Origin of the sequence: Puniceibacterium confluentis, assembly GCF_007923445.1 — a bacterium.
GTDB classification, from domain to species: domain Bacteria; phylum Pseudomonadota; class Alphaproteobacteria; order Rhodobacterales; family Rhodobacteraceae; genus Puniceibacterium; species Puniceibacterium confluentis.
On the sequence record NZ_VOJI01000002.1, the window covers coordinates 144,170 to 164,800 of the forward strand.

Consider the following 20,631-nt stretch of genomic DNA (forward strand, 5'->3'; position numbering starts at 1 on the left):
CCCCATTGTGACACAATGCCGGTTTTGCAGGCTTTTGCCGGTTTGCCGCCCTTCGCTTTGCCGGATTATTGGTCAGCGCGACCCGCCCGGAGGCACGGCGTCCCGAAGCCTGGCAGACTTCCCCTTCAGGGTCCGGCCGGTCCCGGGCGTCGGCAAAGACACCGTGACCGACGCCGGGACGCTCCCGCCGTGTCAGATCTTCGGCGGGTCGGACAGCTCATCGGCAAAGTGACTGAGCAGCTTGTGCTTGAGGATCTTGCCCGACGCCGAGGCGGGCAGCGACGCAACCAGAAGAATGCGGCTGGGACGCTTGTAGTTCGACAGCCGACCGGCCACGAACGCCTTCAACTCCGTCACTTCGACTGCGCCCGGCCGGGTCACCTGGACAAACGCCAGGATGTCTTCGTTTCCACCCTCGGTGACGCGCCCGATCACCGCCGACTGCACCACCGCCGGATGGTCGTTCAGCGCGGCCTCGACCTCGGGCGGGTAAACGTTGAACCCACCCCGGATGATCAGTTCCTTGCAGCGCCCGACGATATGCAGATGCTGGTTTTCGTCAATCTTTCCAAGGTCTCCGGTGCGCAGCCAGCCGTCGGCGTCAACCACTTTGGTGGTTTCAGCGGGGTTGCGGAAATAGCCCTTCATCACATGCGGGCCCCGGGTCAGGACCTCGCCCACGCCCGGCTCACCGCCCATCGACGGGTCCAGCGCAATCTCGACGCCGGGCAAGGCCGGGCCCACGCTGATATCTGCCAGCCCGGGCGGGTTGCGTGTCCCGGACACGCCAGCCGTGCTTTCGGTCATGCCATAACCGTTCTGCAACGCGATCCCGTAGAAGCTTTCGGCCCGACGCTTCCAGGCCGGATCCAGCGGCGCCGCCCCCGAGGACACATAGCGCAGGGCCGGGCTGTCCAGTGTGTCGTGCCCGTTCTCAACCGCATAGGCCATGAGCAGCGCGTGCATCTGCGGGACCGCCGGCAGAACCGTCACCCCGTCACGCAGCGCCTGATAAAGCGCCCCCGGGCTGAACCGCGCCGCAAGCTGCACCGTCGCCCCCGCATGTGCCGAGGCCATCAGCATCGACGCGACGCCGAACACATGGCTCAGCGGCAGGGCGCCATAGACCCGGTCGCCGGGCCCCAGATCGCGCAACACCGCCGACGCCTGCGCCGCGAACAGCAGGTTGCCGTGGCTCAACATCACCCCCTTGGGATCACCGGTGGTGCCGGTGGTATAGAGCAGCACCGCTATGCCGTCGGGTCCGGCGGCCGTCACTTCGCGGCTCGCCCCCTGCCGCGCCAGCAGATGCACCCGCCCGGCGCCGGTCTGCGCCACCTCGGCGCCCAGACGCTCCGCATGGTCCAGCGCCTCCTGCGACACGGCGCTGGTGAACATCACCAGTGCCGGATCCGCATGCGCCACGATCTTTTCCAGCTCGTGCGCAGCCATGCGGGCATTCACCGGCACCACCCAGGCACCGAGGCGACTGGCAGCATAGATCGCCACCGCCACCGCAAGACAGTTCTCGGCCACCACCAGCACCCGGTCGCCGCCTCTGACCCCGAGCAGAGTCATGAGGTCAGCACAGGCGACGGTCTGTTGCGCGTAGTCCGCCCAGTCCACCCGGCGGCCATCGCCGTCGATCACGGCTGTCTGTGCCGGGTACGCCCTCGCGTTGCGGTCCAGCAGTTCATGTATCCGGTTCATCGCCGTCATTGTGCAGCCTCCTGTCGGGAAATCCGGGCCTGCGGGCGCAGCCGGGCCAGTGCCGCGAGCGCCTCTTGCTCCAGTTGTGCGATGATATCCGCCAGCGGTGCGGTGCGCTCCAGCAGCCCCAGCGCCTGCCCGGCCGACAACATGCCGTGGGATGTATCGCCGGTCTCATAAGCCCGCCGACCGATTGTACCGGCGACATGCGGCAGCAGCGCCTCGATCCCGATATCCGGAGTCTCTGCCTCCAGAGCGGTGACAATGGCGGTGGTCTGGTTCTTCAAGGTGCGGATGGTGTTGCGCACCGACCCCATGGTCAGCGCCGTGTCACGCTCTCCGGCCGCCACCAGCGCCGCCTTGTAGTCGTCATGCGCGGCAATCTCGTCCGCGCCCAGCAACCGGGTGCCGATGACCACGCCGGCAGCCCCGCCCGCCAGTGCCGCGACAATCTGACTGCCCGCGCCGATGCCGCCGCCCAGCAGGAACGGGATGGTGAGCCGTCGCTCGGCCAGACCGACATTGACCATGGTGCCGACCAGATCCATGCCCGGATGGCCACCACATTCGGCGCCGACGATCGCCACCATATCGACGCCGATCGCCTGTGCCTTCTGTGCGAACCGCAGCGAAGGCACCTTGTGGATCACGGTGATGCCTGCGTCCTTCAGAACCGGCAGGTATTCCTCGGGATTGCGCCCCGATGTCTCGACCACCGTCACGCCCTCGTCGGCGATCAGGCGGAACACATCCGCGGTCTTTTCCCCCGGCACCAGCTTGGGCAGCATCGACACGTTGACGCCAAAGGCATGGCCCCCGGCCAGATCGCGGCAGCGCCGGATCTGCGCCCGCAGCGCCGCCGGTTCCGGAAAGCTTGCGGCGGTCAGGAACGACAGCACCCCGGCCCGCGCGCCCGCCGCGACATAGTCTGCATCCGACAACCACATCAGGCCTCCGGCCACCAGCGGCAGCCGCAGGTCAAACGTCCGGGTCAGCGGCGTCTCGAAGGCGGGATCGGCGGGGATCATGGCCGCGCCCTCAGCGACTTGAAATCGGGGCGGCGCTTTTCCAGAAAGGCGCGGATGCCTTCGGATGCCTCCTCCGAGCCCAGCGCCGCGGCCATGGCATCGCGCTCATGGTTCATCTGCGTCGGCAGATCGACATGCCGGGCGGTCGACAACAACCGCTTGATCCGCTGCATTGCAACGCCGGGTCCGGCGGCGATCCGGTCCGCCAGCGCCAGGGCCGCCGCCCGGGATCCAGACGGCGGGGCAAGGTCCGACACCGCGCCCAGATCAAACAGCCGCTGAGCCGCGACCGGTTCGCCGAGCAGTGTCATGCGGGCCACGACCGCACGCGGCAGGGCATCCGACAACGTGCCGGTCAGACCACCATCCGGCACCAGTCCCGCCTTGACGTAAGCGGCTGTAAACCATGCGTCTTCGGCCGCCAGGATGAAATCGCAGGCAAAGGCCAGCGACACTCCGGCGCCCGCGGCACCGCCGTCCACCGCCGCGATCACCGGCTTGGGACAGTCGCGCAGCGCATGGATCACGGCGTGCAACGCGTCGATATGCCCGCGGCGCTCGGCCTCGCTCAGCGTGCTGCGTTCGGACAGCACGTTGAGATCGCCGCCCGCGCAGAAGAACCCGCCCTGCCCCCACAGGATGACCGACGTGATCCGGTCCTCGGCCCCGGCGCGCGCCGTCGCGTCCAGGATCGCGGCATACAACTCCGGGCTCAGGGGATTGCGCCGCTCCGGAAAGGCGTTGACCACCACCAGACGGTCGCCCAGATCCTGCACAAAGGCACGTGGAGTCATGTTGCCGCCTCTCTCAACTTGTCCTGTGGCACGCGCTTGAACACGCCGGTGGCGGTTGCGATCAGGGTGCCGTCGTCGGCCACCAGTTCGCCGGCGATGAACAGCAGCGACCGCCCGCCGCCGGTCACCGTGCCGGTGGCCGTCACGCGCTGCCCGGCCCGCGCGGCGGCCAGAAACTGCGTGGTCATCGACACCGTCAGAAACGGCGCGCGGCCCGCCGGGTCTACCGTCAGACTGCCGGTCGCGCCCATCGCACTGTCCAGCAGCAGGCTGGCGATGCCGCCATGCAGCACCAGATGCCGGTTGGTATGGTCCTCGTCCAGATCCAGCCAGACGCGTGCGCAGCCATCCGGCTGGCCGACGTCGATGACATAGCCCAGTGATCGCTGGGTGCCGGTTTCGCCCTCGATCAGCGTCATGTCAGGCTGCAGACAGACGGATAAAGCGTTCCAGATGATAATCGGCGTCCCCAAGGCGGTGGTCCACCATGGTCAGGCGTTTGGCCAGATGCGCCAGCGCGTATTCCTCGGTCATGCCGATGCCGCCGTGCATCTGGATCGATTCCTCGACCACCAGGCGCCCGGCCCGGCCGATCAGGTTCTTGGTGGCGCTGACATGGCGTTCGCGGGTGACGCGGTCTGCATCCAGATGCCCGGCAAGGTTGATCACCGCCGAGCGAGCCTGTTCGATCTCGATCAGCACATCCGCCATGCGGTGCTGCAACGCCTGAAACTTGCCGATCGGTTTGCCGAACTGCTTGCGGGTCTGCAGATAGTCTGTGGTCAGGGTCCGGATGCTTTCCATCAGGCCCAGCGCCTCGGCGCTGATCGCCGCCACGGCGCGGGCGTTGGCACGCTCCAGCGCCTCCCAGGCACCGCCTTCGGGACCGACAAGCGCGTCTTGCGGCACCTCGGTGCCATTCAGATCCAGCTCTGCCGCCCGGCCTCCGCCGTTGAGCGGATAATCCCGCGCCTGCACCTTGTCCACCGGCAGCAGGAACAGCGAAATGCCAGAGGTGTCGCGCACCGCGCCGCCGGTCCGCGCGCTGAGCAGCACGTGGGTCGCAAACGGCAGCGCCGCCACCAACGCCTTGCGCCCCTGCAGGGTCCAGCCGGTGTCGCTGGCGGTCGCAGTGGTCGTCACATGGCACGGGTCATAGCGTCCGCCCGGCTCGGCATGGGCAAAGGCCACGCGGGCATCGCCGGCGATGATCTGCCCGATCAGGTCGTCCCGGCCCAGCGCCGCCAGCAATCCGCCCGACAGCACCCCCATTTCCAGCAGTGGCTCGAAGGTTCCGGCGCGGCCCAGCTCTTCGAACACCAGCGCGATGTCGAAACCGGCGCCGCCAAAGCCGCCCTGTTCTTCGGAAAACAGCGCGCCGATCACGCCCATTTCAGCCAGACCGGACCAGAGCCTGTCCGACTGGCCGGTGGCGGACTGGCTGGCCGATGCCAGCAGATCCGCAGTGACCGTTTCGCGCAGATAGCGGCGCAGGCCGTCCTGCAGCATCTGGCGTTCGTCGGTAAGGTCAAAGTTCATCGCTCAGAGCTCCAGAATGGCTTTGCTGATGATCGTGCGCTGGACCTCGGAAGATCCGCCGTAGATCGACAGCTTGCGGTTGTTGAAATAGGCCTGCGTTGCGGGCATGGCGTATTCCGGCCCGACCGGTTCGACATTGGCGCCTTCGTCCAGCGCCTCGGACACAAACGGCATTGCGTAGGGCCCGACCGCCTGCCGGGTCAGGGCGTTGATTTCCTGGCGGATCTGCGTGCCCTTGATCTTGAGCATCGAACTTTCGGCCCCCGGCGCCTGCCCCGCCGCAGCCGCGGCCAGAATGCGCAGGTTTGTGGTCGCCATCGCCATCAGGTCGATCTCGACCTGCGCCACCTTGGCGGCAAACAGCGGGTTCTCGATCAGCGTCCTGTCACCGTCGCGCTCGAGTCCGGCGATGCGTTTCAGGCTGGCCAGTCCGGCCTTTGCGAAACCGACCCCGGCGATGTTGGTGCGCTCGTGCGTGAGCAGGTACTTGGCGTAGGTCCAGCCCTTGTTTTCCTCGCCCACAAGGTTGGCCACCGGCACCCGGACATCGTCAAGGAACACCTCGTTCACCTCGGGCTCCCCGTCCAGCAGGACGATGGGGCGCACCGTGATGCCGGGCGTGTCCATGTCGATCAGCAGGAACGAGATGCCCTCCTGCGGTTTGCCGGTCGTCGCGGTGCGCACAAGGCAGAAGATCATGTTGGCGTACTGGCCCAACGTGGTCCAGGTTTTCTGGCCGTTGACGACATAGTGGTCGCCGTCGCGCACCGCCGTGGTCTTGACGCTGGCCAGATCCGACCCGGCGCCGGGTTCGGAATAACCCTGACACCACCAGTCGTCGCCGTTCAGGATCCGCGGCAAGTACTGCGCCTTCTGCGCCTCACTGCCGAATTTCTGCAACACCGGCCCCAGCATTGCCAGACCGAAGGGCACGATGCGCGGCGCATGCGCCCGGGTGGTTTCCTCTTCGAAGATGTGCCGCTGCACGGCGTTCCAGCCGGTGCCGCCATGCTGTTCGGGCCAGTTGCCCGCCAGCCAGCCGCGGGCGTTCAGAATGGCGTGCCATTCCTCGTAGTCGGCCTTGGTCAGGCGCTTGCCGCCTGCCACCTTGTCCGACAGCCGCGTGGGCAGGTTCGCGTCGAGAAAGCTGCGCACCTCGGCGCGAAAGGCCTTTTGTTCATCCGTGTAGTTCAGGTCCACGATCCGGCCTCCTTCAGAAGATTTCAAACAGGCCGGCCGCACCCTGGCCGCCACCGATACACATGGTCACGACACCCAGTTTTGCCCCGCGCCGCTTACCTTCGATCAGCAGGTGGCCGGTCATCCGCGCACCGGTCATGCCAAACGGGTGCCCGACCGAGATCGAGCCGCCGTCGACGTTCAGCTTGTCGTTGTCGATGCCCAGAAAATCGCGGCAATAGAGCGCCTGACTGGCAAAGGCCTCGTTCAGCTCCCACAGGTCGATGTCGTCGACCGTCAGCCCGGCCCGCTCGAGCAGGCGCGGGATGGCGTATACCGGGCCGATGCCCATCTCGTCCGGCTCGCAGCCCGCAACGGCAAAGCCGCGGAACCGGCCCAGAGGCTCGAGCCCGGCCTTCGCCGCCTCGCCCGCCTCCATCATCACCAGCGCCGCCGCGCCATCCGACAGTTGCGACGCATTGCCCGCGGTGATGAACTTGCCCGGCCCCTTGACCGGTTCCAGTTTTTCCAACCCCTCCAGCGTGGTGGACGGGCGGTTGCATTCGTCCCGGCTCAGGGTTTCCTCGACTTCGCTGACTGCGCCTGTCGCCTTGTCCGTGACCGCCTTGGTCACGGTGATCGGTGCGATCTCGGCATCAAAGCGGCCCGCCGCCTGTGCCGCGGCGGTGCGCTGCTGACTTTGCAGGCTCAGCGCGTCCTGCGCGGCACGGGTGATGCCATACCGTTCGGCAACGATGTCCGCGGTGTCGATCATCGCCATGTACAGGTCGGGCTTGTGCGCCTCGATCCAGGATTCGCGTGAATGCCGGACGGGCGGCTGCACCATCGAGATGCTTTCGACCCCGCCGACCAGCACCGCCCGGGCCCCTTCCTGCGCGATCATGTGTCCGCCCATCGCAACCGCCTGCAACCCGCTGGCGCAGAACCGGTTGACCGTGGTTCCGGCGATGGATACCGGCAGCCCGGCGCGGATCACCGCCTGCCGGGCGATGTTGCCGCCGGTGACATATTCCGGATAGCCGCACCCCCAGATGCTGTCCTCGATCAGGCCCGGGTCGATGTCGGCCCGCGCCACGGCCGCCGCCGCCGCATGTCCAGCCAGCACCGCGCCGTGGGTCATGTTGAAGGCGCCGCGCCCGGCCTTGCCGATCGGGGTGCGCGCGATCGAAACGATAACGGGATCTTTCATGTGTGTTCTCCTTCAGCCCGCATTCAGGCTGTCAAATGTCCGGTTCTGCGCCACCAGCCGCATCAGCAGCGGCGCCGGGTGCCAGAAGAACGGATCCTCCTGTGCGAAGCCTTCGATATCCGCCAGCAGTGACTCCAGCCCCTGCATGTCGGCCCATTTCATCGGCCCGCCGCGATGGCGGGGAAAACCGTAGCCCGAGAGCAGGGTCACATCGACATCCAGCGGCCGCTGCGCGATGCCCTCGTCGACCACCCGCGCCGCCTCGTTGACCATGGCCGCCATGTAGCGCCGCACGATCTCGGCCTTGTCAAAGCTGCGCGGCGTGATGCCCGCATCGGCCCGCGCCTCTGCGATCAGCCTGTCGACCTCGGGGTCGGGTGTGCCCTGACGCCCTTCGTAGATGTAGTAGCCGCGGCCGGTTTTCTGCCCCAGACGTCCCAGATGATACAGCGCGTCGGCCCAGACCGGCACAACGTCCTGTGGATCGCGGGTCGCGGCCTTGCGCTGTCGGGTCAGGAAACCGATGTCGAGACCGGCCAGATCGGCCACCGCATAGGGCCCCATGGCAAAGCCGAAGTCAGTCAGCGCCGCGTCGATCTGGAACGGGCTGGCCCCGGCCAGAACCATCCGGTCGGCAGCGGCGCGGTAGTGCGACAGGATGCGGTTGCCGATGAACCCGTCACAGACCCCGGCGCGCACAGCCACCTTGCCCAGCGTCTTTGCCAGCGCGAATGCCGTGGCCGTCACCTCCGGCGCGGTCTTGTCAGCGACGACCACCTCGAGCAGCTTCATCACATGCGCGGGCGAGAAAAAATGCAGCCCGACCACATCCTGTGGCCGCGAAATGCTGGCCGCAATTTCGTTGATGTCGAGATAAGAGGTGTTGGTGGCCAGCACAGCGCCGGGTTTGCAGACCCGGTCCAGCTCGGCAAAGACCTTTTTCTTGACCGACATGTCCTCGAACACGGCTTCGATCACCAGATCGACATCGCTCAGGGCGTCATACGAGATGGCGGTGGTCAGCGCCTGAGACAAAGCCGTGTCCCGCATCGCCTCGCTCAGCTTGCCACGCTTGACGGCGGCGGCAAGATTGCCGCCGATGGTGTCCCGGGCCTTGGCCGCCGCAGCCGCGTCGCGTTCGATCAGTGTCACCGACAACCCGCGCAACAGTGCGGCCGTGGCGATGCCCGCCCCCATGGTGCCGCCGCCAATCACCCCGACCCGCGCCACCGGGCGTGGCGCCACGCCCGCGATCTCGGGCAGATGTGCGACCCTGCGCTCGGTAAAGAAGGCGTGAATCAGGCCTTCGCGCTGTGGCGTCTCCATCATCTCGCGGAATTTCTGACGCTCGATGGCCAACCCGTCGCGCAGGTCTGTGTCGCAGGCCGCCTCGACCGCCTCGACCGCGGCGAGCGGCGAGACAAGCCCCTTGGCCGTGCGGGCCAGCCTGCTCCGGATCGCGGCACTCGCTTCGGCATCCGGCGCCGGACGCGGCATCGCGGACACGGGCCGCGCCGGGGCGCCCTGCTCGAGCAGGTCGGTGGCATAGGCCTTGGCCTCAGCCACAAGCGCGCCGGCACCGATCCGGTCGATCAATCCGCAGGCCAGCGCGTCCTCCGGGCTGACCGGTGTGCCTGACGACACCATTTCCATGGCCTTGGCCAGCCCGGTGAGCCGCGGGGTTCGCTGTGTCCCGCCCGCGCCGGGAATCAGACCCAGCGTGACCTCGGGCAGACCCAGTTTGGTACCCGGCATGGCAAGGCGATAGTGACAGCCCAGCGCCACCTCGAGCCCGCCGCCCAGCGCCGCGCCATGCAGTGCGGCGATGACCGGCTTGGGGCAGGCTTCGATCCGGTCGATCACCTCGGGCAGCCAGGGGTCTTGCGGCGGCTTGCCGAATTCGGTGATGTCCGCACCGCCGATGAACAGACGCCCCGCACCGTGGACGATGGCAATATCCGCCGCTGCGTCCTGTTCAAAGGCATCAAGCGCGCTCACGATACCGATGCGCACAGCATGGCTGAGCGCGTTCACCGGGCCGTTGTCGATACGGATCAGGCCGATGCGGCCGTCGCGTTCATACGTCACGGGTTGCGTCATGGATCCCCATTTCCTCAACGTTTCACCGATGCATTGACCGGCATAATTTCAACATGCTGCACAGCGTTCCACCGCACAGCCAAACTCCGGATCAGCTCCGCATCGCGATGGACGATCCCTGCCCCATCATCCGCTCGAGTTCGCGCACCGCCTCGTTCAGTGCCGGGCCGACCTCTGCGCGCATCCGCTCCAGGCTGAGATCTGCCGGCATGGCGCCGCAGGTAAAGATCACCGGCTCGCTCAGGTCGCGCGAATGGAACGGGCGGGCGACCGCATGAATGCTGGTGGCGAAGTACTCGGCCGGGTCAGCGATCACCGTGCCGCTGGCCAGCAGCTGCGCATACCCGTCGCGGCGGATCACCGCGGCGCGCTCGGGTGTCAGTCCGCGGTCGCCGTCGGCTTCGGCCACGGCGCGCTCGAACATCTCTTCGGACAGGGCCGACAGCATCGCGTGTCCCGAAGACGACCCGTTGAACGGCAGCCGGTGCCCGACCTCCAGCCAGAGCGAGGCCAGGTTGCGCGGCCGCCAGGTCTTGACGATCAGCAGCTTGTTCTGGTCCCGCACCAGCAGCAGCGCCAGCGTGCCGGTCTCGTCCGCCAGCCGCTGCATTATGCTGCCCGACAGATCGACAAAGGAAATCGACGAGGCCGCCACATTGCCCAGCGCCAGCAGCGCCGGACCGGGGCGATAGCGGTCGTGACGGCGTGCGTGATTGAGATAGCCCAGCGATTGCAGGGTGAAGGTCAGCCGCGACACCGTCGACTTGGGCAGGCCGGTGCGTTCGGAAATTTCGGCATTGCCCAGCCCGTCATCGGACGGACGGAAGGCGCGCAACACCGCCAGCCCCCGGGCCAGTGTGGTGGCAAAACGGCGGTCGGTTTCCTGTTCGGTGCGCATCTGCATCTCCTTGTGCGGTGCGTCCATGATCTACATCGACCCCGGAATGAGAAGCGAAATCACCGGAAAGGCCATGATCAGGATCAGCACGATGACATCCACCGTCAGGAACCGCAGGATACCCGCAAAGATCCGGTCGATCGCAACCTCCTTGCCCACCACCCCGGCGATGACAAAGACGTTGAGGCCGACCGGCGGGGTGATCAGTCCGATTTCAAGCAGCTTGATCACCACCACCCCGAACCAGATCAGGTCAAAGCCGTAGGTTTCCACCAGCGGCACCATCAGCGGCAGGGTCAGCACCATGATGCCGATCGGATCGAGGAACATGCCCAGCAAAAGATAGATCACCGCGATGGCCGCCAGCAGCATCACCGGCGACAGCTGTGCGTTGGTGACTGCCTGCACGATGTCACCGGCGACACCGGTCAGGGCGATGAACGCGACAAAGATCTTGGCCCCCGCCGCGATCAGAAAGATCGCCGTGGTTTGCACGCAGGTCTCGCGCAGGGCTTCGATCAGGGCGCGAACCGTCAGTTTGCGCTGGGCAAAGCCGATGGCGATGGCCGCCGTGACACAGACCGCCGCCGCTTCGGTGGCGGTGAAGAACCCGCCGTAGATGCCGCCGACGATGATGGTGAACAGTGCGATTGCGGGCCAGGCGTCCAGCGCGGCTGCAAACTTTTCCCGGGTGGTGATGACGCCGACAAAGCGTGGCGCCGCCGAAGGGTCGCGCAGCACCCAGACGTAGATGACGAGGATAAAGCCCAGCAACGACAGGATACCGGGCAGGATGCCGGCCAGAAACAGGGACGAGATCGAGGTTTCGGTAAAGATCCCGTAAATGATGAACAGCACCGATGGCGGGATCAGCGATCCCAGCGTGCCTCCGGCCGCAACCGACGCCGTCGCCAGCCGCTTGTCATAGCCCATGCGCAGCATTTCGGGCGAACAGATCCGCCCCATGGTCGAAGCGCAGGCAATGCTGGACCCGGTGATCGCCGAAAAGCCGCCGCAGCCGACAACCGAGGCAATGGCGACGCCGCCGGGAATCTGTGCCAGCCAGACCCGGGCCGCATGATAGATCTTGGTGGTGATGTCGGCACGGTAGGCAATGTGACCCAGTGCCACGAACAGCGGGATCATCGACAGATCATAAGAATGGATCAGATCGAAGGAATTGGAGAATACCAGCGAGGTGGTGGGTCGCATCGCCCGCTCTGGCGCAAACGCCCCGGTGCGGAAGGCGAACATCACAAAGGTACCCACCGTCGCCACAGCCGCGAGCGCAAAGGCAATCGGAACGCGCAGTCCCAGCAACAGGATGACGGCGGCAAAGGCGCAGAGCCCGACAAGTGTTCCGTCCATCCGATTATTCCCCTGTTCCGTAGCCGGTTTCGCTCAACGGCGCACCGCGTCGCATTGCCCGGAAATCTGCCAGCACCATCAGCAGCAGCCGCAGCCAGCAGAACGACATCCCGAGCAGAAAGATCACCCGCCCCGGCCATTTCGGCAGCATCAGCTCGCCAAAGAAAAATCCACCCGAGGTCATCGCATGCGCGGCCTCGCGCCAGCCGGCATAGATCAGCGGCGCCAGGGCCAGCAGTCCAAAGACCGAGCCAAGCACCACCAGCGCCTTCTGCCCGGTCGGGGGCAGCCGATTGGCGACAAATTCCACTGCGATATGGGCCCGCTGGGCCGTGGTCACCGCCAGCGGCAGAACGATGGCCGCCACCATCAGTTCGCGCACCATGACAATTGCGTCCGGCACGCCCGAATTCAGGAACACCCGCAACAGCACCGTGGTGGTGATCAACGCGCCGAGCCCCATGACCGCAACGACGGCCAGATCAAGCAACAGCTGTTCAATGCGTCGCAGCATGGACACCTCTGATCGCAAAATGTGGACATGGCGGGCCCGCCGCAGGGCGGGCCCGGTTCACTTCAGCCGCGTGCCCAGGGATAGCCCTGCGTGTCACGGATGCCCTGATACTTTTCGATCAGGCCGCGGTACTCTTCCAGCAGGGCGGCACCGTCCAGCCCCGCCTGCCCGGCGCGTGTCACCCAGTCATCGAGGAACTGCTTGCTGGTCTCGACCAGTTTGCCGCGCTCTGCTTCCGGCAGCTCGATGATCTCGACGCCGGCCGCCTTCATGGTTTCGACGGCCTTGTCGTTGTCGGCGGTGATCAGTTCGCCCAGCGTATCCGCCATGCCTTCACCAGCCGTCAGCAACGCCTCCTGCACCGGGGCGTCCAGAGCGTCGAACGACTCCTTGTTGATGAACACGCCCAGCGCCCCGACCTGACCCCAGTTCAACATGGTGTAGCTGTCGATGACCTCCTGCTGCTTGAGCGCGGCCATGGCATAGGAATACCCCTGCGAGCAGTCGATCAATCCGGTGTCCAGACCCTGATAGGCGTCATAGATCGACATCGGCACCATGTTGGCGCCGAATTCGCGGAACGTGTCGCCATAGGCGCCAACGCCGCGCACCTTCAGACCCTTGATGTCGTCGACCGTGCGGATCGTCGCCCCCTTGCAGCCGATGTGTACGGCCGAGGTGGTGAAGGTGCCGAGGTAGACCAGGTTCATGTCCGCCAGGTTTGCCTTGATGGCGTCGTTGTTGCGCATCAGCTCGTCCGTGGCCTTCATCCCGACCCAGGCGTCCGGGTTCTGTACCGGCAGGTCCGCGATGCCATAGGCCACCATTTCCTGCGGAAAATAGACCGCGATGATGGTGCCGAGATCTGCGACGCCATCGGCGATGCCGTTCAGTGCGGCGTCCGCCTTGAACAAGGCGCCCCCCCACTGGATGTCGAGATCGAGCGCACCGCCCGACAGTTCGACCGCCTTGTCAGCAAAGGCCTGCAGCGCCACGGCGCGGGCGCCGCGGTTCGGACCTGCTTCGCCGACGAACAAGGATTGTGCCTGTGCGGCGCCGGTCATCGCGATCAAAGCAGATGCCGTCGCGCCAAGTAGAAAACGCTTCATAGTGCCCTCCAATTTCCACTATGCAGAATTTATTTCTGACATGCAGTCTTGTAGCCGTGATTTCCCGATGAATCAACTGGTCTGTGCAAAATCCCCGAGCACTCTGCAAAAGCCTGCGCGAACCGAACCTTACGTCAGCTTTCCGGGACCGGCGTGCCCCGGAATCCCCCGGGACGGCGATTCGCCGGGATCGGTGCCGGGCCGGGAGTGATCCCGCCGGTCCTGCCCGGGCTAGCGGCGACGAACCGCCCATGTCGGTGCGCACCCGGAACCGCCAGGGCGGGCTGCAAGTTCTGCAATCACCGACTTGAATGTGGAGGATGAAATGAAAACGTTTGTGCTTGTCTCTGCGCTGGTACTGTCAGCCGAGGTCGTGTCCGCGCAGGACACCGACCCCGAGGTGGCATACAACAATCACTGCCGCACCTGTCACACGCAGAACGAGGGTGACAATCGGCTTGGACCCAATCTGCACCAGATCATCGGCCGCGAGGCGGGTTCGATCGAGGGATATGCCTTCAGCGACGCGCTGGCGGCGTCAGGCATCACCTGGGACGAAGAAACCCTCGGGTCCTGGATCGAAGACCCGGACAGCGTCGTCGTCGGGCACAAGATGAAGCCCTATCCCGGTGTCACCGACCCTGAGACCCGCGCCGCCATCCTCAGGGCGCTGCAACCTCAGGAAACTCTGCCGGCGCAACCGGAAGGTTCGGCGGATCAGACCGATAGATAGGCATCGCGGATTTCCGGCTGCGCCTGAAGCGCGGCCAGCGACCCGGCGAACTTCTGCGTGCCGCTTTCGATGATGACCACGGAATCCGCAACCGCCTGGGCAAAATGCAGGTTCTGTTCGGACAGCAGCACAGTCAGCCCCTCCTGCTTGAGCTGCAGGATCACACGGGCCATCTGTTCGACAATCACCGGCGCGATGCCTTCGCTGGGTTCGTCCAGCAGCACCAGCGCCGGATTGCCCATGAGGGTGCGCGCGATGGTCAGCATCTGCTGCTCGCCCCCGGACAGCGCCTTGCCACGGTTTCCGCGCCGCTCGGCAAGGTTGGGGAACAGCTCGAACAGCATCTCTTCGCTCCAGGTCACGCAGCCATCGCGCGGGGGCTGCCGGCCAACCTCGAGATTTTCCAGCACCGTCAGCTGGGTAAAGATCCGCCGTTCCTCGGGCACATAGCCCAGCCCCGCCTTGGCCACCCGATGCGGCGCCCAGCCGGTGATGTTCTGGCCCTGATAGCTGACACTGCCGCCGCGTGGCTGCACCATCTGCATGATCGACTTCATCGTCGTGGTCTTGCCCGCACCATTGCGCCCGAGCAGGGCCACGACCTTGCCGCGCCCGACCTCGAAGCTCAGATCGTTCAGGACATGCGCCTTGCCGTAGAAGGCGTTGACATTTGACAGCTCAAGCATGGCCCGTCTCCCTTTCCGGCGTGCCTGCCGGCCCGTCCGCTGGATTGAACAGCATCCCGCCGCCCAGATAGACCTCCTGCACCTGCGGGTTGTTGCGGATCTCGTCGACCGTTCCGTTGGCGATAAGCTGGCCGCGGTTCAGCACCATGATCCGGTGCGCATGGGCAAAGACCACGTCCATGTCGTGTTCGGTGAACAGACAGCTCACGCCCTGATCGCGCACGATATCCGCCGTCAACTGCATCAGCGCGATGCGTTCGCGCGGCGCCATGCCGGCGGTCGGTTCGTCCATCAGCAGCAGCTTGGGTTCATGCGCCAGCGCCACGGCCAGTTCCAACCGCTTGAGATCGCCATAGGCCAGCACGGCGCAGTGGCGGTCGGCCTGATCGGCCATGCCGACGGTGTCGAGCAGCGCCAGCGCCCGCGCGCGGTAAAGTCTGTGCGCATAGGGCAGCATCGAATAGATCCGCCGGTGATGGGAAATCAGCGACATCTGCACATTCTCGACCACCGTCATCGAACTGTAGGTCGCGGTGATCTGGAAGGTCCGCCCCACGCCCTTGCGCCAGATCTGGCGCGGCGCGAGACCGGTGATTTTTTCCCCGTTCAGCCGGACCAGTCCGCCGGTGGGTTTCAACTGTCCCATGAGCATGTTGAAACAGGTGCTCTTGCCCGCGCCGTTGGGACCGATCAGGGCCAGAAGCTCGCCCTGCTCCAGCGAAAAGCTGACATCATCCACCGCCTTGATGGCCCCGAAAGCGCGGCTCAGATGCTCGACCGTCAGAACCGCGCTCATCGCTTGTCCTCCGCTGCGTTGAGAAACCCGATGCGTTCACCCAGCTTGCGCAGGGATCCGACGATGCCCTCGGGCGCAAGGATCACCACGCCGATGATCAGCAGGCCCAGCGCCAGGCGCCAGTATTCGAACCGGGTGAGGTAGTCCTTGACCGCCTCGAAGGACGCGCCGCCGACCCAGCCACCCGACAGGGTCTTTACCCCGCCCAGGAACACCACGATCAGCGCGTCGAACGAGCGGGCAATCTCCAGTTCGTTCGGAAAGACGCTGCCCTTGGAGAACACGAACAGCCCACCCGCGATACCGGCCATCGCGCCGGCAAAGGCAAAGGCAACCCACTGGATGCGCTTTGTATGGATGCCCATCGCCTCGGCCTGCCGGGCCGAATCCCGCGCGGCGCGCAGGGCGTAGCCAAAGGGGGAATGCGCGGCGTGGCGCAGCAGGAGGATGCCCCCGACACAGATCACCAGCGCCAGATAGAAGAACACGGTGTTGGACGATGCCCAGGCCGAGGGCCAGATGTTGACCAATCCGTCATCACCGCCGGTGATGTCGCCCCACTGGAACACCAGGCTCCACAGCAGCTGCGCAAAGGCCAGTGTCAGCATGGCGAAATAGACGCCGGTACTGCGCAGGCAGACCCAGCCGATCACCACTGCCGCAAGACCGGCGCCAAGCGGTGCGAGGACCATCGCCAGCTCCATCGGGGTGTCGGCGTAGGTCACCAGCAGCGCCGCGACATAGGCGCCGCCGCCAAAGAACGCCGCATGGCCAAAGCTGACCAGCCCGCCCTGCCCCAGCATGAAATGCAGCGAGGCCGCGAACAGGCAGAAGATCAGGATGTCGGTGGCCAGCACCTCGGCAAAGTTCGACCCCAGCACCGGGATCAGCCCCAGCAGCACCAGACCGGCCAGCACCAGCATCCGCACCCGCAGACCGGCGGGTTTGATCGGGCGCTCGGGCTCGCCGACCTGACCGTGTTCACCTGCGACCTCTTCCTTGCCGAACAGGCCGAACGGGCGGAAGATAAGCACCACGACCATCACCACGAACATCAGCACCAGCGTCGACTGCGGCATGTAGGACACGCCAAAGACGTTGAGCACCGAAATGATCACGGCGGCGAGGTAGGCGCCCGGCAGCGACCCCATGCCGCCGATCACCACGACCACGAAGACCGACGTGAGAATGTTGAAATCCATCAGCAGATCCGCGCCGCCCTTGGGCAGTTGCACGGCCCCGCCCAGACCCGCCAGGGCGCAGCCGAGGAAAAAGACGCCGGTGAACAGCCAGCTCTGGTTCACGCCCAGGGCGCCGACCATCTCGCGGTCCTGCGTCGCGGCGCGGACCAGAATGCCGACCCGGGTCTTGCTGATCAGATACCAGAGTGCAAAGGCGACAAAGGGCGTGATGGCGATCAGCGCCAGATCATACTGCGGCACGGGCTCGTCAAGGATGCGCACGACACCTTTCAGGCCCGGCGCCCGCGGCCCCAGAAGATCCTCGGCGCCCCAGATCATCAGCGTCAGGTCCTGGATCACCAGGATAACGCCAAAGGTCGCCACCAGCTGGAACAGCTCGGGTGCGGAATAGACCGGACGCAGCACACAGATCTCGACGATCACGCCAATCAGCCCGACGATGATCCCGGCCAGCAGGATCGCCCCCCAGAAACCCACCATGCCGGGCAGCACCTGCATCAGCGTATAGCCGACATAGGCGCCCAGCATGTAGAATGAGCCATGTGCAAAGTTCACGATCCGGGTGACGCCAAAGATCAGCGACAGGCCCGAGGCGACCATGAACAAGGCGCCCGCATTGGCCAGCCCGGTCAGAAGCTGTGCAAGAAACAGACCCATCGCAGGTCTCCTGTAGTTCTAGGGAAAAATTGGGCAAAGTGGCCCGGACACCTGGTCCGGGCCGCCGTGGCTCACTCGGACGGACGCAGCTTCTTCACTTCTTCGTCCGATGGCAGGTAGTCGGCGCCATCCAGGTAGGTCCAGTCGACCATGACCCCGGCGCCATCCTGAAGCGCCGTGGTGCCGACAAAGGCACCCATGGTGGCCTGGTTGTCGATCTCGCGATAGGTGATCTGGCCCACCGGTGTCTCGACAGGCAGCCCTTCGAAGGCGGCCCGGATTGCCTCGGTCTCGGTCGAGCCGGCCTTGGCAATCGCGGCGGCAATCGATTCGGCCGCCATGTAACCCACCAGCGAGCCGATCTTGGGCGTCTCGCCCCAGCGGTCCTGGTAGGCATCGACAAAGGTCTTGTTGGCCCCGTCATCCTCGTTGAAATCATACCACGGATAGCCGGTCACGACCCATCCCTCGGGCGCCTCGTCGCCCAGCGGTTCCAGATACTCCGGCTCACCCGACAGCAGCCCATAGACGGTGCGGCCCTGGAACAGGCCACGGGTGTTGCCGTCGCGGACAAACTTGGCAAGGTCGGTGCCGAAGGTCACGTTGTAGATCGCGTCGGGCTTGGCCCGCTCCAGCGCCTGCACTTCGGCACCCGAGTCGATCTTGAACAGGGCGGGCCACTGCTCGGCGACGAACTCGACGTCGGGCTTGAGCTTGGTCAGCACCTCCTTGAAGGCCGCGACCGCGTCCTTGCCGTAGGCATAGTTTGGCGCGATCGTGGCGTATTTCACCGCGTCCGTCTTGGCCGCCGCTTCGGCCAGCATCGCCGCCTGCATGTAGGTCGAAGCGCGCAGCCGGAAGGTATAGGGGTTGCCGGCGCTCCAGGTCACCGCGTCGGCCAGCGGCTCGGCCGCGAGGTAAACCCACTTCTTCTCGCCCGCAAGCGAGGCAATGGCGAGACCGACATTGGACAGGATCGTACCGGTGAGCATCACCGCGCCATCCCGGGTCATCAGCTCTTCGGCGATCTTGATCGCCTCGCCGGGGTCGCCCTGGTCGTCGCGAAAGATGAACTCCAGCGGGCGGCCCAGGACTCCGCCTTCTGCATTGATCTCTTCCAGCGCCAGTTCGATGCCTTTCTTGTAGGGTTCGGCAAAGGCCGCCATGCGCTTGTAGTGGTTGATCTCGCCGATCTTGATCGGCTCGCCACTCTGGGCAAAGGCGGCGGGGGACGTGCCGGCCAGCAGCGCGGCTCCGATCAGGCCTCTCAGGAATGTCTTGCGTTGCATAGTAGATCCTCTCTGTCAGACGCCCCTTTTTATTGGGTCACGGGGCTTTTATGGGAAGGGGTAAGTTCAGTCGTGCTGGACGAACACCGGGCGCACCGGCTCGCCCAGGTCTTCGGTCGCCTCTGCCTCGACCAGATCGCGGATGCGCTTGCGATAGACATTCGGCCCCTTGTCGATGGCGATGCGGATCGGCTTGCGCCGGTGCGGGCGCTGCTCTTCCTCGTGTACCGCCTCGAGGATCTCCTTGTCCTCGGCAAAGGCCACGCGGAACATCCGGTCCATCTGGGCCGAAGCCTCGGCATCGCCCTGGGCAGTGTTGCGCAGATGCGCCCAATGGTCGATGGTGTACTCTTCGGTCACCGGGGTGACAAAGTGCAGAGCAAAGATCCGCACGCCCTGATTGCGGTCTTCTTCGGCCAGTTTCGCGCCCGCGTCCGCGCTGCCAAAGTCGATCACCGCAGTACTGGGCAGGTGCAGATAGTAGTAATGCCAGCGGTCGACATTGCCGGTGAAGCCGCCAAAGGCCTTGAAGAACCCGATCGGTTCCGCATCGCGGATCCAGCGCCAGGCAACGATCGCCTCGCCACTGGTCTTGACGTGAACCGGCACATTCTCGGACGCGGCATTGCCCAGCGTGGTGGGATGCACAAAGCTCACATGCGCCGGGTCGACAAGGTTCTCGGCCACGTTCAGGTAGTTCGCCCGGATGTGCAGCTTGTCGCCGTGGTGCAGGTGCCAGTCGGGGTTGCCCAGTTCGGGCAGGCTGAAGATCCTCGACACATCCGCCAGCGCCGGATCCCCCATCCAGACCCAGACGATGCCATGTGCCTCATGCACCGGAAATGCGTCCACATAGGCCGAAGCCGGCAGGTTGTCCTGACCGGGAACCCGCACGCATTTGCCCAGGCTGTTGAAGGTCATCCCGTGATAGCCGCACTGGATCGTGTCCCCGATCCGTTTGCCACGGCTCAGCGGCAACTGCCGGTGCGGACAGCGATCCTCGAGCGCCGCGACCTCGCCTTCCGAGTCACGGAACAGGACAAGATTCTGATTGAGGATCGTCAGCGCGACGAGGCTTTCGGCAAAATCCGTCGACCACCCCGCCACATACCAGGCGTTTTTCACGAAGGTCATGGTCCAGGCTCCCCTGCTTTTTCGCGGCACCGCATCGGTCGGGTGCCTGCCACCAGGCCATGTGGCCTCAAAAACTTGTTAGTTGTCAAACAAAATATTGCATCAAACTCCATGTTTACCCCGGGTGCAATTCATGGAAAGATGCTGCACAATTCCCGTGCGGTTTGCAAATGACCGGGCGCTCATCATGGGTTGGGTACCGCTGTCAATTCCGCGCGCACCGATCCGCAGGACATGGACACACCCGGTGCTAAAAAACCTGAATTCGGACAGCGCAGGCCCTGAGTACCGCCTCGAAGCCCAGATCGGCTTCAAGCTGCGGCTGGCAAATCAGAAACACCTCGAGGTCTTTGCCCGGCTGATGCCGGATGTCACCCCGACCCAGTTCGCCGTGATGGCCAAGCTGCGGGACGAAGGCACGATCAGCCAGAACCAGCTTGGACGGCTGGTCGGCATGGACGCGGCAACCACCAAGGGGGTCGTCGACCGGCTGCGCAAAAAGGGCCTGCTGCAAAGCGCGCCGTCGCAGACCGACCTGCGCCGCCTGGACATTTCGCTCACCGAAGAGGGCCGTGCCTTTGCCGATCAGGCGGTGATCACCGCGCGGCGCATCTCGCAGGAAACCGTCACCAACCTGACCGCCCGCGAAGTCGACCGGCTGCTGGATCTGCTCGACAAGCTCTGA

At 65.3% G+C, this 20,631-nt stretch carries 19 protein-coding genes; 2 read left to right on the forward strand and 17 right to left on the reverse strand.

The window, feature by feature from the left end; all coding sequences use genetic code 11:
- Window positions 1–192: 192 nt before the first annotated feature.
- The 12 genes from FOY53_RS03330 to FOY53_RS03385 form a co-directional block, all read right to left on the reverse strand.
- Window positions 193–1,719: a class I adenylate-forming enzyme family protein gene (locus FOY53_RS03330; protein WP_342783955.1), complete on the reverse strand. Its 1,527-nt coding sequence runs from the start codon at window positions 1,717–1,719 to the stop codon at window positions 193–195.
- Entirely contained in the window at window positions 1,716–2,738 is a 1,023-nt protein-coding gene (locus FOY53_RS03335) for an NAD(P)H-dependent flavin oxidoreductase (RefSeq protein ID WP_146585711.1), read from the reverse strand. The genes FOY53_RS03330 and FOY53_RS03335 overlap by 4 nt, the downstream gene beginning before the upstream one ends.
- The gene (locus tag FOY53_RS03340; protein ID WP_146585713.1) at window positions 2,735–3,532 is read right to left on the reverse strand and encodes an oxepin-CoA hydrolase, alternative type; all 798 of its coding nucleotides are present in this window, start codon (window positions 3,530–3,532) and stop codon (window positions 2,735–2,737) included. The genes FOY53_RS03335 and FOY53_RS03340 overlap by 4 nt, the downstream gene beginning before the upstream one ends.
- Window positions 3,529–3,951: a PaaI family thioesterase gene (locus FOY53_RS03345; RefSeq protein WP_146585715.1), complete on the reverse strand. Its 423-nt coding sequence runs from the start codon at window positions 3,949–3,951 to the stop codon at window positions 3,529–3,531. The genes FOY53_RS03340 and FOY53_RS03345 overlap by 4 nt, the downstream gene beginning before the upstream one ends.
- Window position 3,952: 1 nt before the next feature.
- The gene (locus FOY53_RS03350) at window positions 3,953–5,071 is read right to left on the reverse strand and encodes an acyl-CoA dehydrogenase family protein (protein ID WP_146585717.1); all 1,119 of its coding nucleotides are present in this window, start codon (window positions 5,069–5,071) and stop codon (window positions 3,953–3,955) included.
- A 3-nt stretch (window positions 5,072–5,074) separates the two neighbouring features.
- The gene (locus FOY53_RS03355) at window positions 5,075–6,271 is read right to left on the reverse strand and encodes an acyl-CoA dehydrogenase family protein (protein ID WP_146585719.1); all 1,197 of its coding nucleotides are present in this window, start codon (window positions 6,269–6,271) and stop codon (window positions 5,075–5,077) included.
- Window positions 6,272–6,284: 13 nt separating this feature from the next.
- Complete coding sequence (locus tag FOY53_RS03360) at window positions 6,285–7,460, reverse strand: acetyl-CoA C-acyltransferase (RefSeq protein WP_146585721.1); 1,176 nt, start codon at window positions 7,458–7,460, stop codon at window positions 6,285–6,287.
- 12 nt (window positions 7,461–7,472) lie between these two features.
- Entirely contained in the window at window positions 7,473–9,560 is a 2,088-nt protein-coding gene (locus tag FOY53_RS03365) for a 3-hydroxyacyl-CoA dehydrogenase NAD-binding domain-containing protein (protein ID WP_146585723.1), read from the reverse strand.
- 91 nt (window positions 9,561–9,651) lie between these two features.
- The gene (locus FOY53_RS03370) at window positions 9,652–10,458 is read right to left on the reverse strand and encodes an IclR family transcriptional regulator (protein ID WP_146585725.1); all 807 of its coding nucleotides are present in this window, start codon (window positions 10,456–10,458) and stop codon (window positions 9,652–9,654) included.
- 30 nt (window positions 10,459–10,488) lie between these two features.
- Window positions 10,489–11,826 carry a TRAP transporter large permease gene (locus FOY53_RS03375; RefSeq protein WP_146585727.1) on the reverse strand — a complete coding sequence of 446 codons (1,338 nt, stop codon included), beginning with the start codon at window positions 11,824–11,826 and terminating at the stop codon, window positions 10,489–10,491.
- Window positions 11,827–11,830: 4 nt separating this feature from the next.
- Window positions 11,831–12,340, reverse strand: coding sequence for a TRAP transporter small permease (locus FOY53_RS03380; protein ID WP_146585729.1), 510 nt, complete (start codon window positions 12,338–12,340; stop codon window positions 11,831–11,833).
- A 62-nt stretch (window positions 12,341–12,402) separates the two neighbouring features.
- Complete coding sequence (locus FOY53_RS03385) at window positions 12,403–13,449, reverse strand: C4-dicarboxylate TRAP transporter substrate-binding protein (RefSeq protein ID WP_146585731.1); 1,047 nt, start codon at window positions 13,447–13,449, stop codon at window positions 12,403–12,405.
- Window positions 13,450–13,774: 325 nt separating this feature from the next.
- Here FOY53_RS03385 and FOY53_RS03390 point away from each other — a divergent pair, with 325 nt between their 5' ends.
- Window positions 13,775–14,182 carry a c-type cytochrome gene (locus FOY53_RS03390; RefSeq protein ID WP_146585733.1) on the forward strand — a complete coding sequence of 136 codons (408 nt, stop codon included), beginning with the start codon at window positions 13,775–13,777 and terminating at the stop codon, window positions 14,180–14,182.
- On the opposite strand, the gene FOY53_RS03395 is transcribed toward FOY53_RS03390, so the two are convergent.
- From FOY53_RS03395 to FOY53_RS03415, 5 genes are all read right to left on the reverse strand, one after another.
- Window positions 14,167–14,868 carry an ABC transporter ATP-binding protein gene (locus tag FOY53_RS03395; protein WP_146585735.1) on the reverse strand — a complete coding sequence of 234 codons (702 nt, stop codon included), beginning with the start codon at window positions 14,866–14,868 and terminating at the stop codon, window positions 14,167–14,169. The two genes, FOY53_RS03390 and FOY53_RS03395, sit on opposite strands and share 16 nt — an antisense overlap.
- The gene (locus FOY53_RS03400) at window positions 14,861–15,664 is read right to left on the reverse strand and encodes an ABC transporter ATP-binding protein (RefSeq protein WP_146585737.1); all 804 of its coding nucleotides are present in this window, start codon (window positions 15,662–15,664) and stop codon (window positions 14,861–14,863) included. The genes FOY53_RS03395 and FOY53_RS03400 overlap by 8 nt, the downstream gene beginning before the upstream one ends.
- Window positions 15,661–17,523, reverse strand: coding sequence for an ABC transporter permease (locus tag FOY53_RS03405; RefSeq protein ID WP_146585739.1), 1,863 nt, complete (start codon window positions 17,521–17,523; stop codon window positions 15,661–15,663). The genes FOY53_RS03400 and FOY53_RS03405 overlap by 4 nt, the downstream gene beginning before the upstream one ends.
- Before the next feature lie 71 nt (window positions 17,524–17,594).
- Window positions 17,595–18,812 (reverse strand): ABC transporter substrate-binding protein, encoded by a 1,218-nt coding sequence (locus FOY53_RS03410; protein WP_146585741.1) that lies wholly within the window; start codon window positions 18,810–18,812, stop codon window positions 17,595–17,597.
- Between the two features lie 66 nt (window positions 18,813–18,878).
- Entirely contained in the window at window positions 18,879–19,946 is a 1,068-nt protein-coding gene (locus tag FOY53_RS03415) for an aromatic ring-hydroxylating dioxygenase subunit alpha (RefSeq protein WP_146585743.1), read from the reverse strand.
- Window positions 19,947–20,193: 247 nt separating this feature from the next.
- Here FOY53_RS03415 and FOY53_RS03420 point away from each other — a divergent pair, with 247 nt between their 5' ends.
- Entirely contained in the window at window positions 20,194–20,631 is a 438-nt protein-coding gene (locus FOY53_RS03420) for a MarR family winged helix-turn-helix transcriptional regulator (protein WP_246107267.1), read from the forward strand.

Bases quoted from the DNA above. Each gene is read 5' to 3' on its own strand.
- FOY53_RS03400 (WP_146585737.1), bottom strand. From the start codon at position 15,664: ATGAGCGCGGTTCTGACGGTCGAGCATCTGAGCCGCGCTTTCGGGGCC.
- FOY53_RS03380 (WP_146585729.1), bottom strand. From the start codon at position 12,340: ATGCTGCGACGCATTGAACAGCTGTTGCTTGATCTGGCCGTCGTTGCG.
- FOY53_RS03385 (WP_146585731.1), bottom strand. From the start codon at position 13,449: ATGAAGCGTTTTCTACTTGGCGCGACGGCATCTGCTTTGATCGCGATG.
- FOY53_RS03375 (WP_146585727.1), bottom strand. From the start codon at position 11,826: ATGGACGGAACACTTGTCGGGCTCTGCGCCTTTGCCGCCGTCATCCTG.
- FOY53_RS03410 (WP_146585741.1), bottom strand. From the start codon at position 18,812: ATGCAACGCAAGACATTCCTGAGAGGCCTGATCGGAGCCGCGCTGCTG.
- FOY53_RS03330 (WP_342783955.1), bottom strand. From the start codon at position 1,719: ATGACGGCGATGAACCGGATACATGAACTGCTGGACCGCAACGCGAGG.
- FOY53_RS03360 (WP_146585721.1), bottom strand. From the start codon at position 7,460: ATGAAAGATCCCGTTATCGTTTCGATCGCGCGCACCCCGATCGGCAAG.
- FOY53_RS03390 (WP_146585733.1), top strand. From the start codon at position 13,775: ATGAAAACGTTTGTGCTTGTCTCTGCGCTGGTACTGTCAGCCGAGGTC.
- FOY53_RS03335 (WP_146585711.1), bottom strand. From the start codon at position 2,738: ATGATCCCCGCCGATCCCGCCTTCGAGACGCCGCTGACCCGGACGTTT.
- FOY53_RS03340 (WP_146585713.1), bottom strand. From the start codon at position 3,532: ATGACTCCACGTGCCTTTGTGCAGGATCTGGGCGACCGTCTGGTGGTG.
- FOY53_RS03365 (WP_146585723.1), bottom strand. From the start codon at position 9,560: ATGACGCAACCCGTGACGTATGAACGCGACGGCCGCATCGGCCTGATC.
- FOY53_RS03405 (WP_146585739.1), bottom strand. From the start codon at position 17,523: ATGGGTCTGTTTCTTGCACAGCTTCTGACCGGGCTGGCCAATGCGGGC.
- FOY53_RS03395 (WP_146585735.1), bottom strand. From the start codon at position 14,868: ATGCTTGAGCTGTCAAATGTCAACGCCTTCTACGGCAAGGCGCATGTC.
- FOY53_RS03415 (WP_146585743.1), bottom strand. From the start codon at position 19,946: ATGACCTTCGTGAAAAACGCCTGGTATGTGGCGGGGTGGTCGACGGAT.
- FOY53_RS03350 (WP_146585717.1), bottom strand. From the start codon at position 5,071: ATGAACTTTGACCTTACCGACGAACGCCAGATGCTGCAGGACGGCCTG.
- FOY53_RS03345 (WP_146585715.1), bottom strand. From the start codon at position 3,951: ATGACGCTGATCGAGGGCGAAACCGGCACCCAGCGATCACTGGGCTAT.
- FOY53_RS03370 (WP_146585725.1), bottom strand. From the start codon at position 10,458: ATGCGCACCGAACAGGAAACCGACCGCCGTTTTGCCACCACACTGGCC.